Annotated in this window: 13 protein-coding genes; 9 read left to right on the forward strand and 4 right to left on the reverse strand. The window is 70.2% G+C overall.

The window, feature by feature from the left end; all coding sequences use genetic code 11:
* Nucleotides 1-125 precede the first annotated feature (125 nt).
* Nucleotides 126-2,108: a molecular chaperone HtpG gene (gene htpG, locus D7V88_RS11895; RefSeq protein ID WP_120540750.1), complete on the forward strand. Its 1,983-nt coding sequence runs from the start codon at nucleotides 126-128 to the stop codon at nucleotides 2,106-2,108.
* Nucleotides 2,109-2,174: 66 nt separating this feature from the next.
* On the opposite strand, the gene D7V88_RS11900 is transcribed toward htpG, so the two are convergent.
* The 4 genes from D7V88_RS11900 to D7V88_RS11915 all read right to left on the reverse strand — a co-directional run bounded on the left by D7V88_RS11900 (nucleotide 2,175) and on the right by D7V88_RS11915 (nucleotide 7,800).
* Nucleotides 2,175-3,209 carry a 2-dehydropantoate 2-reductase gene (locus D7V88_RS11900; protein ID WP_120540751.1) on the reverse strand — a complete coding sequence of 345 codons (1,035 nt, stop codon included), beginning with the start codon at nucleotides 3,207-3,209 and terminating at the stop codon, nucleotides 2,175-2,177.
* A gap of 24 nt (nucleotides 3,210-3,233) precedes the next feature.
* On the reverse strand, nucleotides 3,234-3,887 hold the full coding sequence (locus D7V88_RS11905; RefSeq protein WP_244238108.1) for a CPBP family intramembrane glutamic endopeptidase: 654 nt from the start codon (nucleotides 3,885-3,887) through the stop codon (nucleotides 3,234-3,236).
* A 101-nt stretch (nucleotides 3,888-3,988) separates the two neighbouring features.
* Entirely contained in the window at nucleotides 3,989-6,442 is a 2,454-nt protein-coding gene (locus D7V88_RS11910) for a S8 family serine peptidase (protein WP_120540752.1), read from the reverse strand.
* A 110-nt stretch (nucleotides 6,443-6,552) separates the two neighbouring features.
* Nucleotides 6,553-7,800, reverse strand: coding sequence for an NAD(P)/FAD-dependent oxidoreductase (locus D7V88_RS11915; protein WP_208726242.1), 1,248 nt, complete (start codon nucleotides 7,798-7,800; stop codon nucleotides 6,553-6,555).
* Between the two features lie 189 nt (nucleotides 7,801-7,989).
* Between D7V88_RS11915 and aroF the strand changes: the two genes are divergently transcribed.
* From aroF to trpA, 8 genes are all read left to right on the forward strand, one after another.
* Nucleotides 7,990-9,015, forward strand: coding sequence for a 3-deoxy-7-phosphoheptulonate synthase (gene aroF, locus D7V88_RS11920; protein WP_120540754.1), 1,026 nt, complete (start codon nucleotides 7,990-7,992; stop codon nucleotides 9,013-9,015).
* A gap of 5 nt (nucleotides 9,016-9,020) precedes the next feature.
* The gene (gene trpD / locus D7V88_RS11925) at nucleotides 9,021-10,037 is read left to right on the forward strand and encodes an anthranilate phosphoribosyltransferase (RefSeq protein ID WP_120540755.1); all 1,017 of its coding nucleotides are present in this window, start codon (nucleotides 9,021-9,023) and stop codon (nucleotides 10,035-10,037) included.
* Complete coding sequence (locus tag D7V88_RS11930) at nucleotides 10,034-10,852, forward strand: indole-3-glycerol phosphate synthase TrpC (RefSeq protein ID WP_120540756.1); 819 nt, start codon at nucleotides 10,034-10,036, stop codon at nucleotides 10,850-10,852. The genes trpD and D7V88_RS11930 overlap by 4 nt, the downstream gene beginning before the upstream one ends.
* Nucleotides 10,849-11,499, forward strand: a complete 651-nt coding sequence (locus D7V88_RS11935) for a phosphoribosylanthranilate isomerase (RefSeq protein ID WP_120540757.1) — start codon at nucleotides 10,849-10,851, stop codon at nucleotides 11,497-11,499. Before D7V88_RS11930 ends, D7V88_RS11935 begins: the two co-directional genes overlap by 4 nt.
* A 144-nt stretch (nucleotides 11,500-11,643) precedes the next feature.
* Complete coding sequence (locus D7V88_RS11940; protein WP_244238109.1) at nucleotides 11,644-12,042, forward strand: hypothetical protein; 399 nt, start codon at nucleotides 11,644-11,646, stop codon at nucleotides 12,040-12,042.
* A gap of 2 nt (nucleotides 12,043-12,044) precedes the next feature.
* Nucleotides 12,045-12,416, forward strand: coding sequence for a DUSAM domain-containing protein (locus D7V88_RS11945; protein WP_120540758.1), 372 nt, complete (start codon nucleotides 12,045-12,047; stop codon nucleotides 12,414-12,416).
* 190 nt (nucleotides 12,417-12,606) lie between these two features.
* On the forward strand, nucleotides 12,607-13,812 hold the full coding sequence (trpB, locus tag D7V88_RS11950) for a tryptophan synthase subunit beta (protein ID WP_120540759.1): 1,206 nt from the start codon (nucleotides 12,607-12,609) through the stop codon (nucleotides 13,810-13,812).
* Nucleotides 13,809-14,600 (forward strand): tryptophan synthase subunit alpha, encoded by a 792-nt coding sequence (gene trpA / locus D7V88_RS11955; RefSeq protein WP_120540760.1) that lies wholly within the window; start codon nucleotides 13,809-13,811, stop codon nucleotides 14,598-14,600. Before trpB ends, trpA begins: the two co-directional genes overlap by 4 nt.

The following is a 14,600-nucleotide window of genomic DNA, read 5'->3' on the forward strand; positions in this document are numbered from 1 at the left end:
TCCCTACCCCAACCCGGCCGCCCCTCCCAGTGAAGGGTGTGGGCGGATTCCCTCTTCTCGACAAGCCGGCGGGCATGGTTATGGGGAAGGGTATTGGCGCGGTTCGTCAGCGCCCGGAGGCCTTCATGTCCGCAGAGACCCACCCCCAGCGGGAAACCCATTCGTTCCAGGCGGAGATCCAGCAGTTGCTGAGCCTGGTCATCAATTCGCTCTACAGCCACCAGGAGATCTTCCTGCGCGAGCTGGTGTCCAACGCGTCCGACGCGCTGGACAAGCTGCGCTTCCGCGCCATCACGGAGCCGGAGCTGCTCAAGGACGAGTCGGCCCTGGAGCTGCGCATCATCCCCGACGCCGACAAGGGCACCCTCACCATCGAGGACACCGGCATCGGCATGACGCACGACGAGCTGGTGAAGAACCTGGGCACCATCGCGCACTCCGGTTCGCGCGAGTTCCTCCAGGCGCTGGCGCAGAAGGGCCAGAAGGACATGCAGCTCATCGGCCAGTTCGGCGTGGGCTTCTACAGCGCGTACCTGGTCGCGGACCGCGTGGACGTGGTGAGCCGCGCCGCGGGTGAGAGCACCGCGTGGCGCTGGGCGTCGGAGGCGCACGGCACGTTCACCGTGGAGCCCGCGGAGAAGGCCACGCGCGGCACCGCCATCACGCTGCACCTGAAGGCGGACCAGAAGGAGTTCCTGGACGAGTGGAAGCTGCGCCAGCTCATCACCCAGTACTCCGACTATGTCGGCCACCCCATCAAGCTCCAGGTGACCAAGCACGTGGGCAGCGGGGAGACCCAGGCCACGGAGACCGCGCTGGAGGTGGTGAACAAGGCGAGCGCCCTGTGGCAGCGCCCGAAGTCGGACATCACCGACGAGCAGTACCAGGAGTTCTACAAGCACCTGACGCACGACTACGACCAGCCGCTGGCGTGGACGCACTTCAAGGCGGACGGCACGCAGCAGTTCACCGGCCTGCTCTTCGTCCCCAAGCACCCGCCGTTCGACTTGAACTCGCAGCAGCAGCGCGGCGTGCGGCTGTTCGTCAAGCGCGTGTTCATCATGGACCGCTGCGAGGACCTGGTGCCGCAGTGGCTGCGCTTCGTGCGCGGCGTCATCGACTCGGACGACCTGCCGCTCAACGTGTCGCGTGAGATGTTGCAGGACTCGGCGGTGGTGCGCTCCATCCGCAAGCACGTGGTGAAGAAGTCCCTGGACCTGCTGGAGAAGATGGCCAAGGACAAGCCGGACGACTACCGCACGTTCTGGGAGTCCTTCGGCACGGTGGTGAAGGAAGGCCTGACGCTGGAGACGGAGTACCGCGAGAAGCTGGGCGCGCTCGTGCGCTACGAGACCTCCCGCGAGGAGGGCCTCACGTCGCTGGCGGACTACGTCACGCGCATGAAGGAAGGCCAGGAGGCCATCTACTACGTCTACGGCGAGAGCCGGAAGGCGGTGGCGGACAGCCCCCACCTGGAGTCGCTGAAGCACCGCGGCTACGAGGTGCTCTTCATGACCGACCCCGTGGACGAGTGGGCCGCGCAGGGCCTGCGCGAATTCCAGGGCAAGCCGCTGGTCTCCGCGCTCAACGCGGACCTGAAGCTCCAGTCCACGGACGAGCAGAAGAAGGAGAAGGAGCAGCACTCCGAAGGGCTCAAGGGCCTCACGGACCGGATGAAGGACGTGCTGCGCGAGGACGTGCGCGAGGTGCGCGTGTCGGACCGCCTCACGGATTCGCCGGTGTGCCTGGTGGTGTCCGAAGGCGGCTCGCCGGCCTACCTGGAGCGCCTGCTGAAGGAGCGCGGCAAGGGGATGCCGCGCGTCAAGCGCATCCTGGAGATCAACCCCAAGCACCCGGTCATCGAGCACCTGCGCGGCCTCATCGCCAGGGATCCGTCGCTGCCGCAGGTGAGCGAGTGGATTGAGCTGCTGCACGACCAGGCGCTGCTCACCGAAGGCAGCCCGCTGAGCGACCCGAACCGCTTCGCCCGGCGGATGACGGCGCTGCTCACGCAGTTGGCCACGTCCGGCGCGGGCAACGGCATCCCGGACGCGTCGCAGGTGCCGCCCCCCGCCGCCGCCACCGCGACGCCGGCGCAGTCGAGCTGAGGCCGTCGCAGGTCGCGGTCATCGCCGGGAGACACCCTCCCGGTGATGGCCCGTGCGGCATGATCGTCAGGACCCGCTCGAGCGTCCCGCCTGCTCCAGCTCCGCGAGCAGGGCCTCGCCGGTCCACGCGCGACGGGGCCCGGCCTCCGCCTCATGGACGAGCTCCACGAGGCGTGAGTTCACCGGAGCGGCCACTCGGTGCTGGTGGGCCAGCCGGACGACCTCGCCGTTGAGGTAGTCCACCTCCGTCTTGCGGCCCGCGTGCAGGTCGTCCCACATGGACGAGCGCGCCTTCGGATCAATGGCCAGCATCTTCTTCGCGAGCACGGCGAACACCGCGTCCGGCATCCCCAGCAGGCGAGGGATCCAGTGCGGCGGCAGCGGCGTGAGCTTCGCGGGCTTCACCCGGGCCACGTCCAGCACGGCCAGCGCCTCGTGCTGCGCGAGCGCCACGCAGCGCCGCCACGCACGCTGGGACAACTCCTCCTTCAACGGCAGGTTGGCCAGGGCGTTGATGGCGTTGTTGAGGTTGAGCAGGAGCTTCGCCCACTGCACCGCGCCGATGTCCGCGTGCTGTTTCAGCGGCAGCCCCGCGCGGGCGAAGGCGTCCAGGTAGGGCGCGAGCAGCGCGTGCTGCTCCACCTCCAGCGTGCCCTCGGAGCCCGCGTGGAAGGCACCCTGCCCCTGCGCCGCGACGTTGAACGGAACCATGCCGGTGAGCACCGTGCGACCGGGCAGCAGGCCGCGCAGCACCTGGGCATTGTGCAGACCGTTCTGGAAGCTGATGACACTCGCGCCGGCCTTGAGCCGTGACGCGAGCGTGCGCCCCGCCTCCTCCGTCGCCGCGGACTTCACCGTGACGAGCACCAGGTCCGCCGTGCCCAGCGCCTCCTGCCCCGTGTCGATGCGCACCTGCGACGCGGGCACCTTCAGGTCGGCGCCGCGCCAGTCCGTCAGGTGCAGACCGTGGGCTCGGACCTCCGCCACCACGCGCTCGCGACCGATGAAGCGCACCGGAGCTCCATTCGCCGCGAGCCGACCACCGACGTAGCAGCCGATGCTGCCCGCGCCGAAGACGCAGATTTCAGGGGACGAGGCCATGGGCACCAAGTCTGTCACGCGGACTCACGTCGCGGGCAACAGCACGACGATGAGCACGTCCCACAGTGCATGGCTCAACCATGACGCCACGGGCGTGCCGCGCCACTCGGCCAGGGCGCCCCAGGCAAGTGACGTGGGCAGCGCGGCCAGGGCCAGCAGCGGCTCCCCGAAGACGAGCAGCACGAGGCTGGACAGCACCGCCGACCCGGCCACCGCGCCCCACCGCCCCAGGCGCGGACGCAGCGCGCCCTGCACCCGCCCGCGCCAGAACAACTCCTCCGCGGGCACGAGCACCAGCACCAGCGCCAGCGCCGTGCTCCAGGAGCCCGTGCCGAACGTGGCGTAGACCGCTTGCAGGGGTTCGCAGAGCGCGTCGGTGAAGCCGCCACAGAAGGCCCACAGGAACGCGCGCGCGCCGACGTACAGCACCACCGCCTGGGCCACGCTCCACGCGGCATCCGGAAGCGACAGGCCAGGCGGAGACCTTCGCCAGGGCCCCATCGCCCGCCATGTCACCGCGAGCCAGACAGCGCAGAAGGCGGAGGCGACGGCGAAGAAGGACGGCGGGTGCGCGTGCACCAGCGCCGTCCAGGCCAGCACCCCGCCCGTGGCCGCGGCCCGCCAGAAAGGCAGGGACGCATCACCGGGCAGCGGGGACACAGCGGGAGGAACCGTCATCGCTCCGGCAGCGTACCCCGGAGCGAAGCGTCGTCACCCAGGGGCCTTGAGCCGGCGGGCACGCTCACACGTGCCCCGCCGACACGCGGCCTGGCTTCACCTCACGGAGGAACGCACGCGCCGCCGCCCGCGCCGTCGCTGGAGCACACGTAGCCGGTGCGGCACACGCCCGTCTCCGCCGGATTGCACGAGGCGAAGCAGAAGGCACTGGCGCCATCGGTGCTCGAATAGCAGGCCGAACCCGACGGGCAGCTCGACGACAGACAGTCCTGGGTGCAGTAGCCCCCCGGGAAGGAGCTGCCGTTGGCGCACAGGCCGCCGGTGCCGCATTCGCTGCTGCTGGTGCAGGGCTTGCCGATGGTCGCGGTGGGCTGGTCGTCCTCGTCCGACTGGTAGGGAACCAGGGTGAAGCTGATGTCCGTGTTCTTCTTCCCCTTGATGACCTCCACGGTCTCCACCTGGGTGGTGTCGCGCCAGAAGCCCACGCGGTCGCCGTCGTCGAAGTATTCGCCTTCGCCGGTGTCGTCGATGGACGCCAGCACCAGGTACTCGTGGGGGGTGAGCTTCGTGGTGTATTCGTAGCCACCCGACCCGGACACCGTGCCGATGCCGTCGTCGTCGATCTGCACCTCACCCGCGGCATCCAGGTAGGCGAAGGCGATGACCGCGTCCTTGCCGCTGGTGGCGCCCACGCGGAACTTCACCAGCACCTGCGCGGTGCCCGCGCCCGAAGCACCGGTCAGGTCGATCTGCGCCACGTAGCTGCCCGCCGCAAGCGAGCCCGGGTTGACGGTCACGTTCAGCTCCGCGGACCGGTAGGCGGCGATGGACAGCGTGGAAGCGGAGACGGACACCGCGGAGGCGTTGGTCCCGGAGACGGCGACGCTCACCTGGAGCGTGCCACCGCCGTTGTTGCGCACCGACAGGCTCTGCGATTCCGCCCCGGTGAGGGAGAGCTGGGTGGAGCTGATGGCCAGCTTCGGGGGCAGGGAGGTGTCACCACCGCCCGACGCGCGCAGGACCGCCGCGTAGGCATCCACGAGCCCCGCGCCGCAACCTTCGGCGCACTTGCTCGTCGCGTCCGCCGTGTCCTTCAGGATGGCTTCCACCTCCTGGGCCTTGAGGGTGGGATCCTTCGCCAGCATCAGCGCGACGATGCCCGCGACATGCGGGGTGGCCATGCTGGTGCCCTGGTACCAGTCGTACGAAGCCTTGCCGGTGCTGTCGGGCAGGGTGGACAGCACGCCGTCCGGGAAGCCGTCGCCGTTGCGGTCCTCGCTCGTCTGGCCGCCAGCGGCCATCACGTCCACCTGGGGGCCGTAGTTGGAGTAGCTGGCGCGCTTGCCGTTGAAGCGCACCGCGCCCACGCAGATGACGTTCTGCAGGTTGCAGGGGAAGCTGTTGGCGGTGCTCGTGTTCTCGTTGCCGGCGGCGACCACGAAGATGGAGCCGCGGCTCACCGCGAGGTTCACCGTGTCCTGGAGCGCCTGCGACGGCGCGCCGTTGCCGCCCAGGCTCATGTTGATGACCCGCGCCCGGTTGGCGTTGGGCGTCACGCCCGGGACACCACCACCGCTCGCCCAGTTCATGCCCGCGACGATGTCCGCCAGCGAGCCGCCCTTCGTGCCCAGCACGCGCACCGGGATGATGTTCCGCCCTTCCCAGGTGACGCCCGCCGCGCCCACGCCGTTGTTGGACGACGCGCCAATGGTGCCAGCCACGTGCGTTCCATGGAACGACGAGCCCCCGTTGGGCAGGTCCTTGCCCTCATCCTTCGGGTTGGAGTCCACACCGTTGCCGTCCCCCGCGTTGGGGATTTCGGAGATGAGGTCGATGCCCGGGAGCATCCGCGAGTTCAGGTCCGGGTGGTCCGTGCTGCCGGTGTCCAGCACCGCGACGAAGATGGACGCACTGCCCTTGGTCAGGTCCCACGCGGCGGGCAGGTTCATCTTCGAGTAGTGCCACTGCCGCGAATACAGCGGGTCGTTGGGGACGGCGAGGGCCCGCACCCGCACGTTGCTCTCCGCGTACTTCACACCCGGCACGGACTGGACCTTGTTCAGCACGCGCACGTGCTCGGCCTCGGTGAGGGCGCGCACGTTGGAGGCGCCACTGGCCATCGCCTGCGGCTGGCGGACCTCGAAGCGCAAGAGGTGCAGGGTGTCACTCAGGTAGGCCTGATGCTCGACGTGATAGCCCTCCACCCGCGCCTGCGCGACGGCTTCTTCCGCGGACAGGCCCGGCGTGTCGAAGCGGACGATGATCTGTCCCGGCAGCAGGGACGACTCATGCGTCAGCGGCTTCGACGGGATGCCCGTGCGCCACACGCCCTTCGCGGCGATCGCGCGGGAGACCATCTTGGAGAGGTTCTTCGCGTTGGGCAGGGAGAAGAACGCATCCAGCGACGACCGGCTGCCCACAGCCGAGGAGCCGGCCTGGAACGGTTGCAGGGTCCCTTCGACAGTTCCCTTCGTGGCATCGACGTCGTCATCGTCATCGGAGCCATTACAGGCCACGAGACCTAGCATCCCCATCAGGGCAAGACGGCGGAACATGAACGGGTCCTTGGACTAGGAGTGTGTGTCCGACCCTAGGTCCCCTGCGGGCGGTGCGTCCAGCCGCCATTCGCCTGCCCGGCTGCTCATTCCCGTGAACGGAGCGCGCCCTAACGCCCCAGGTCCAGCAACACCGCCTCCGCCGCGCGGCGTCCCGACGTGAGCGCCCCGTCGATGGACGCGTTCTCGCGGTGGTCGCCGCACACGTAGAGCCCCGCAGCCAGCCGCACGGGCCGGTGCGGTTCCACCAGCGCGGAAGGGGTCTGCACGGGCAGCGCGTCCGGAAGCACATACGTGCGCAGGTGGCGCCACGCGGACACCGCCGCGCCGAACCACTCCGTGAGCTGCTCGCGCACGCGCGCCTCCAGCCCTTCCCCGTCGCCCCCGTCATCCACCACCGACACGGACACCAGCGCCTGTCCCTTCGGTGCGTACGCGGGGGACACCTCGCTCATCACCGCCACGTTGTTCACGGGCCCCCGGCCCTCGCCGTTCAGCAGGAGCCACGGCCCCTCCACCGGCGGCTCCGGCGCGGCGAAGTAGAGGCACGTCACCCGGTTCATCCTCGGCGCCGGCATGCCCACCAGCAACGACGCCGCCGTGCCGGGGTCGGTCGCCACCACCACCGCGTCCGCGTGCACCATCTCGCCGTCCGCCAGCCGCACGCGGTGGCCCCAGACATCGGCCACGCGCACCTTCATCCGCAGCGCCCCCGACGGCAGCTTCGCCGCAAGCTGCTCCGGGATGGCGCCCATGCCCCGCTCCGGCACCACCGTGTGCCCCTGGGAGAACATCCGGAACACGAACTCCAGCATCCGGCTGGACGTCGTCAGCTCACGCTCCAGGAAGATGCCGCCGAAGAACGGGCGCAGGAACGCGTCGATCATCTCCTCGGAGAAGCCCAGGTCGCGCAGGAAGCGCAGCGAGTCCTGCTGCGGGCGCTGCCACAGGTCCCCCAATTCTCCCGACGTCGCGTGCTGACGCAGCTCCAGCACGCGCAGCTTGTCCAGCAGCCCTCCAACGGGCGTGAACAGATGCGACACCGCTTCCACCGGGTGCCGCAGCGGGTCCGCCAGCGTGTGCAGTCGCCCACCCCGCCATACCTTCGCGCCTGGAATGAAACGGCGGAGCGACAAGGCCTTCAGGTCGAGCACGCGCTGTGCTTCTGGATAAGCGGTGAGGAACACCTGGAAGCCCCGGTCCAGCAGGAAGCCCTCGTGCGCGTCGGTGCGCACCCGACCTCCCGGTGCGTCCCCTGCTTCGAGCACGTGGACATCCACCCGCGCCTCACGCAGGGCCTTCGCGCATGCCAGCCCCGCGAGTCCCGCGCCCACGACGATGACCCCTGGCTTCGCCACGGTCTTCCTCCAATCCAGCGAGCGTCCGGACCCTGGCTTGTAAACGCCAGGACGTGCAAGCGAGACTCCAGGCCGGTTGCGGGCATCCGACAGTTATTGCAAACGTTCCCCCCGTGCCCGATTCCCCAAGCACACCCGCACCGGCATGGGCCGGTGTGGCCTCCGGAGAAGAAAGAGCAGGAGCACCCCATGTTGATCGTGATGCGTCCAGACGCAACGGCCCAGGACATCGAGCGTGTGAACGATGAGATCCGCCGCCGTGGCTGGCATCCGCACGCGATCGCAGGAGGCTCCCGCACGGCCATCGGCATCACGGGCAACCCGGGCGCGGTGGAACCGGAGCCCTTCCGCGTGCTGCCCGGCGTCGCGGACGCGGTCGTCATCTCCCAGCCGTTCAAGCTGGTCAGCCGCGAGGTGAAGCCCGACGACAGCATCGTGCGCGTGGGCAACCTGAACATCGGCGGCGCGGGCATCCACGTCATCGCGGGCCCCTGTTCGGTGGAGTCGCACGAGCAGATCGTCTCCACCGCGCACGCCGTCAAGAAGGCGGGCGCCACCATGCTGCGCGGCGGAGCGTTCAAGCCGCGCACCAGCCCCTATGAGTTCCAGGGCCTCAAGGGTGACGGCCTGGCGCTCCTCGCGGAGGCGCGCAAGGAGACGGGCCTGATGGTGACCACGGAGGTGAAGGACACCGCCACCCTGGCCGCCGTCGCGGAGCACACCGACATCCTCCAGGTGGGCGCGCGCAACATGCAGAACTTCAGCCTGCTGGAAGCGGTGGGCGAAACGCGCAAGCCGGTGCTGCTCAAGCGCGGCATCAGCGCCACCATCAAGGAGTTGCTGATGGCGGCCGAATACATCGTCGCGCGCGGCAACACCCAGGTCATCCTCTGCGAGCGCGGCATCCGCACGTTCGAGAACATGACCCGCAACACGTTGGATCTGAACGCCATCCCCATGCTCAAGTCGCTGACGCACCTGCCCGTGTTCGTGGACCCTTCCCACGGCATCGGCGTGCGCAAGGCGGTGCCGGCGATGATGCGCGCGGCCATCGCGGCGGGAGCCGACGGCATCATCGTGGAAGTGCACCCGGATCCGCCGCGCGCGAAGTCGGACGGCTTCCAGTCGCTGGACTTCGCCGAGTTCGAGAAGGCCATGGGTGAAGTGAGCGCCATCGCCCACGCGATGGGCCGCGAAATGGTCCGGTTGGGATAGGCGCCATGACCCTCAAGGAAGCGCTGGGCAGGGTGGTGGGCCGGCGCGACCTCTCCCGCGAGGAGATGGCCTCGGTGATGGGCCAGATGCTCGCGGGCGAGGCCTCCGCCGCACAGGTGGGGGCGCTGGCCGCTGCATTGAGGATGAAGGGTGAGACCGAGGATGAAATCCTCGGCGCGGCGGAGGCCATGCGGGCCTGCGCGGCGCGCATCTCGCCCGTGGCGGAGGTGGTGCTCGACACCTGCGGCACGGGCGGTGATGGGGCGCACACCTTCAACATCTCCACCGCGGTGGCCTTCGTGGCCGCCGGGGCGGGGGTGACGGTGGCCAAGCACGGCAACCGCGCGGTCTCCAGCCGCTGCGGCAGCGCGGACGTGCTCGCGGTGCTGGGCGTGTCCATGGAGCGGGCGCACGCGCAGGTGACGCGCGACATCGACGAACACGGGGTGGGCTTCCTCTTCGCGCCCTCGCACCACAGTGCCCTCAAGCACGTGGCGCAGGCGCGGCGGGACCTGGGCTTCCACAGCGTGTTCAACCTGCTGGGGCCGCTGACGAACCCGGCGGGGGCGCGCTACCAGCTACTGGGCACGTTCGACCGGCAGCGAGTGGAACAGACCGCGCGGGTGCTGGGACGCCTGGGAAGCCGCCGCGCCTGGGTGGTGCACGGTCACGACGGACTGGATGAAATCTCCCCCTGCGCCCCCACGGAGGTCGCGGAGCTGCGCGCGGATGGCACCGTGCACCGCTTCACCGTGAGGCCGGAGGACGCGGGCCTGGAGACCATCTCGCGAGACGCCATCGCAGGGGGTGACGCGGAGGAGAACGCGGGCAAGCTCCGCGCCCTGCTCGCGGGCGAACGCAACGGAATCCGCACCGCGGTGCTGCTCAACGCGGCCGCCGCGCTGCTCGTGGTGGGTCTGGTGGACACGCTGAAGGACGGCGTGAAGAAGGCGGAGCACGCCATCGACTCCGGGGCCGCTGAACGCAAGCTGGCCGCGCTGATTGAAAGGGTCGCGGCATGACGACCCCCTCTTCCGCCGCGAAGCCCTCGGAAGCCCCCGGCACGCTGGACGTCATCATGGCGCGCAAGCGCCGGGAGCTGGGCACCCGCCCTCCCCCGACGCACGGCACGCTGCCTCCCACGCGGGACTTCGCGCAGGCGCTGGTGCGGCGCGTGCCCGGACATCCGGTCAACGTCATCGCGGAGGTGAAGCGCAAGAGCCCGTCGGGCGGCGCCTTCCCGCATGCGGACGTGGTCGCGGTCGCGCGTGCCTACGAAGCCGCGGGCGCGTGCGCCATCAGCGTGCTCACGGACGGGCCGGACTTCGGGGGCGACCTGGAGGACCTGGTCGCGGTCCGGGCCGCCCTGGCCATCCCGGTGCTGCGCAAGGACTTCCTCGTCGCCGCGAGCGAAGTCGAAGAGAGCGCGGCCTGGGGCGCGGACGCGGTGCTGCTCATCGCGGATGCGCTCGAGGACACCGTGCTGCGCGAGATGGTGGCCGCCGCGAAGCAGTTCCGCGTGGCCGCCCTCGTGGAAGCCCACACGGCGGAACACGCCGAACGCGCGCTCGCGGCGGGGGCGCGCATCGTGGGCCTCAACAACCGCAACCTCGCCACGCTGAAGACGGACACTGGCACCGCGCTCCGGGTGATGCCCGCGCTGCGCTCCCGGTCCACCGCGCTGGTGGCGGAGAGCGGCCTCAAGACGCTCGCGGACCTCACCGCCGCGCGTGACGCGGGCGCTGACGCCGTGCTCGTGGGCGAATCGCTCCTGCGCGACGCCGACCCCGGTCGGGCCCTGCTCCGGTTGCTCGGCCTGGAAGGTGGCGGCGCGTGAACGTCACCGTGAAGGTCTGTGGCGTGACGCGCATCGAGGACGCGCGAGGCGTGTGGGCGGCGGGCGCGGACGCGATGGGGCTCAACTTCCATCCGGGCTCCCCCCGCTTCGTGGACGTGGACACGGCGGCGGCGCTGTCCCGCACGCGGCCTCCGCTGGGCGCGGTGGTGGGCGTGTTCGTCAACGCGAAGCCGGAGGACATCCGGCTGCGCGTGCGCGAGTGCGGCCTCACGGCGGTGCAGCTCCACGGCGACGAGCCGCCCGAGGCCTGCTCCGGCTACGGCGTGCCGGTCATCAAGGCGCTGCGCGTGCGCGGACCTGAAGACGTGGCGAGGGCCCGGGCCTACGTGGGCGTGGGCGATGTCTCCGGGCTGCTGCTGGACGGCGCGGCCCCGGGCTATGGCGGCGGCGGCGTCACCTTCGACTGGTCGCTGGTGGCGCGGCTCGCGGACTGCGGGGCGCCGGTGCTGGTGGCGGGCGGCCTCAAGCCGTCCAACGTGGCCGAGGCCGTGAAGGCCACCCGGCCCTACGGTGTGGATGTGGCCAGCGGGGTGGAGTCGGCCCCTGGCATCAAGGACCTGGACGCGGTGCGCGCCTTCGTGCGCACGGTCAGGACCCTCAACCTCTGGGTCGAGGGACCACCGTAGCCCCTCCGATATCTCCTGCGAGTTGGACCGCGTGTCCTTCATCCCGCGTCCACCGCTCAGTCCGAAGGTCGAACCGCCCTGCCTTCACCGCGATCCCGCCCGATTGAGCGAACCCGAGGGGGCCACGCTGTAGCGTCGGGCGCCATGACGACTCCGATCGCCACGTCCTGGCGACACCACCTCGCCCCCATCCTTGCGGCCTTCTGTCTGGGGTGCGCCACGATTGCGATGGACACCGAAACGGACTGCATCCAGCGCCACCCCGGGTTGCCGGAGGCATGCGGCCTCACGACCGCCGAAGCCGCCGCCATCATGGCCGCGAGTGTCGGCGCCACCGGCACGCATGTTGGCTCAGACGCGGAGGAGTACGACGACTCACACAACGCCAACCTTCCGGACTGGAAACGGCGGTGCATCCGGCTGTACGGGGACTGCCAGACTAAAGACTGGATCAGGAAGAAGCGCTGCTTTGCGTGCTTCGAGGACTGCACCGGACAGCACGAATGGCCCCTCGACCAGTGCCGACCGAAGGGTGGGCGATGACGATGACGGAAGATGGACCTGACTGGGACCCGATACGCGCGCTCGCGCGGCAAGTCCTCCGCCAAGGAGCGCCGCTGGTGCTCACCGACGACGTGCGCGGCCTCTTGCGACGCACGGCGCGCGAAGTGGCACTGGACGCCGCCGACGTGAGCACCGAAGCCAGCGCGCTTGCGGTATTGCGCGAGTGCTCACGGCGCATCACCGAGGGCTCCAACCGGGTGGGGGATGCACTCCACAGGATGTACCGCTACCAAGAGAACGGCGACTACGACAGCGCGCGCCAGGAAATGCGCGATGTGCTGTCCGTCGAAGTGGTCCCCCTGTACCGCGAAATCGCGCAGGGCCAACTGGCCGCCATGGCCGACAAGCCGTGACGGACAGGGCACGACGCCCGCGCCGTCAGGTCCAGCCCCCTGCAAGCGAGGCAACATCCTCTGCGACCTCTGGCCTCTCCCCTGCCAGGAGGACTTGTGCTTCATTCTGCAACCGCACCGCCACCATGAGCCGCGCTACCCCACTGCCCATGACACTCTGGCCGACCCTCAAACTGCTTGGAGTAGAGCCATGACGACGGACACGGCCGCGGGCCGCTTTGGCCGCTACGGCGGACGCTATGTGCCGGAGACCCTGGTCCCCGCGCTGATGGAGCTGGAAGCCGCGTACGCGGTAGCCCAGCGGGATGCGGCCTTCGGAGAAGAGGTCGCGCGCGTGCTGCGCGAATACGTGGGCCGGCCCACGACGCTGACGCCCGCGCACCGCCTCACGAAGTCGTGGGGCGGCGCCCAGGTGTGGCTCAAGCGCGAGGACCTGGCGCACACGGGCGCGCACAAAATCAACAACACCGTGGGCCAGGTGCTGCTCGCCCAGCGCATGGGCAAGAAGCGCATCATCGCGGAGACGGGCGCGGGCCAGCACGGCGTGGCCACGGCCACCGCGTGCGCGCTCTTCGGCCTGCCCTGCGAGGTGTTCATGGGCGCGCTGGACGTGGAGCGCCAGGCGCTCAACGTCTTCCGCATGCGCGCGCTGGGCGCGGTGGTGCGGCCGGTGGAGTCGGGCTCGCGCACGCTGAAGGACGCGATGAACGAGGCCATGCGCGTCTGGGTGTCGCAGGTGGAGGACACCTACTACGTCATCGGCAGCGCGGCCGGTCCGCACCCCTACCCCACCATCGTGCGCGACTTCCAGGCCATCATCGGCAAGGAGATCCGCGCGCAGACGCAGGCCGCCATCGGCCGGCTGCCGGACGCCATCATCGCGTGCGTGGGCGGCGGCTCGAACGCCATTGGCGCGCTGCACCCGTTCATCCCGGACACGTCGGTGCGACTCGTCGGCGTGGAGGCGGCGGGCCACGGACTCCAGTCCGGCCAGCACGGCGCGTCGCTGACACTGGGCACGGAGGGCGTGCTGCACGGCTCACGCTCGCTGGTGCTCCAGGACGAGAACGGACAGATTCAAGAGGCGCACAGCATCTCCGCCGGCCTGGACTACCCGGGCGTGGGGCCGGAGCTGGCGCACCTGGCGAAGACGGGCCGCATGGAGGTGCGCACCGCGACGGACGACGACGCCCTGACCGCCTTCTACGAGGTGGCGCGCACGGAGGGCATCCTCCCCGCGCTGGAGACGTCGCACGCGTTCGCGGCGGCGCGCTCCCTGGCCCGGGACATGGGCAAGGGACAGCATCTGGTCATCAACTGCTCGGGACGCGGCGACAAGGACGTGGCGACCATCTCCGCGCGCGGCGTTCCTCCGGCGACGGGGGTGAAGTCATGAGCACGGAACTGGGCAAGGCGTTCGCGCGGGCGAAGGCCCGGGGCGAAGGCGCACTGGTGGCCTACGCGATGGCGGGAGACCCCGACCTCGCGCGGTCGGTGGATGTGTTCGCCGCCATGGTGGAGGGCGGTGCGGACGTGCTGGAGATTGGCGTGGCGTTCAGCGACCCCATCGCGGACGGGCCCGTCATCCAGGCCGCGTCGGAGCGGGCGCTGAAGGCGGGCGCCACGCTGCGCCGCGTGCTGGACGAAGTGGTGCCGGAGGTGCGCCGCCGCTGCCCGGAGACGCCGCTGGTCATCATGACGTACGTCAACGTGGTGATGGCCATGGGCGAAGCGCGCTACGCGAAGCTCGCGCGCGAGCGGGGCATCTCGGGCACCATCCTCCCGGACCTGCCCCCCGAGGAGAGCGCCGCCCTGCGAGCCGCGTTCGACGCGGAAGGCGTGGACCTCATCCCGCTGTGCGCGCCCACGACACCGCCCGCGCGCGCGGAAGGCATCGCGAAGGACGCGCGAGGCTTCGTCTATTGCGTGTCCGTGGCGGGCGTCACCGGCATGCGCGCGGAGCTGCCCCCGAACCTGTCCGACCGACTGGACCTGGTGCGCAGGGCCGCGTCGGTGCCGGTGGTGGCGGGCTTCGGCATCTCCACCGGCGAACAGGCGAAGGCGCTGGTGGCCCACGCCGACGGCGTCGTGGTGGGCAGCGCCCTGGTGCGCGCCGCGCATTCGGACGGACCCCAGGCGGCGAAGCAGCTCTGCGCGGACATCAAGCGCGGCTTGAAGCGCTGA

It is taken from the genome of Corallococcus terminator, from assembly GCF_003611635.1.
Classification (GTDB): Bacteria; Myxococcota; Myxococcia; order Myxococcales; family Myxococcaceae; genus Corallococcus; species Corallococcus terminator.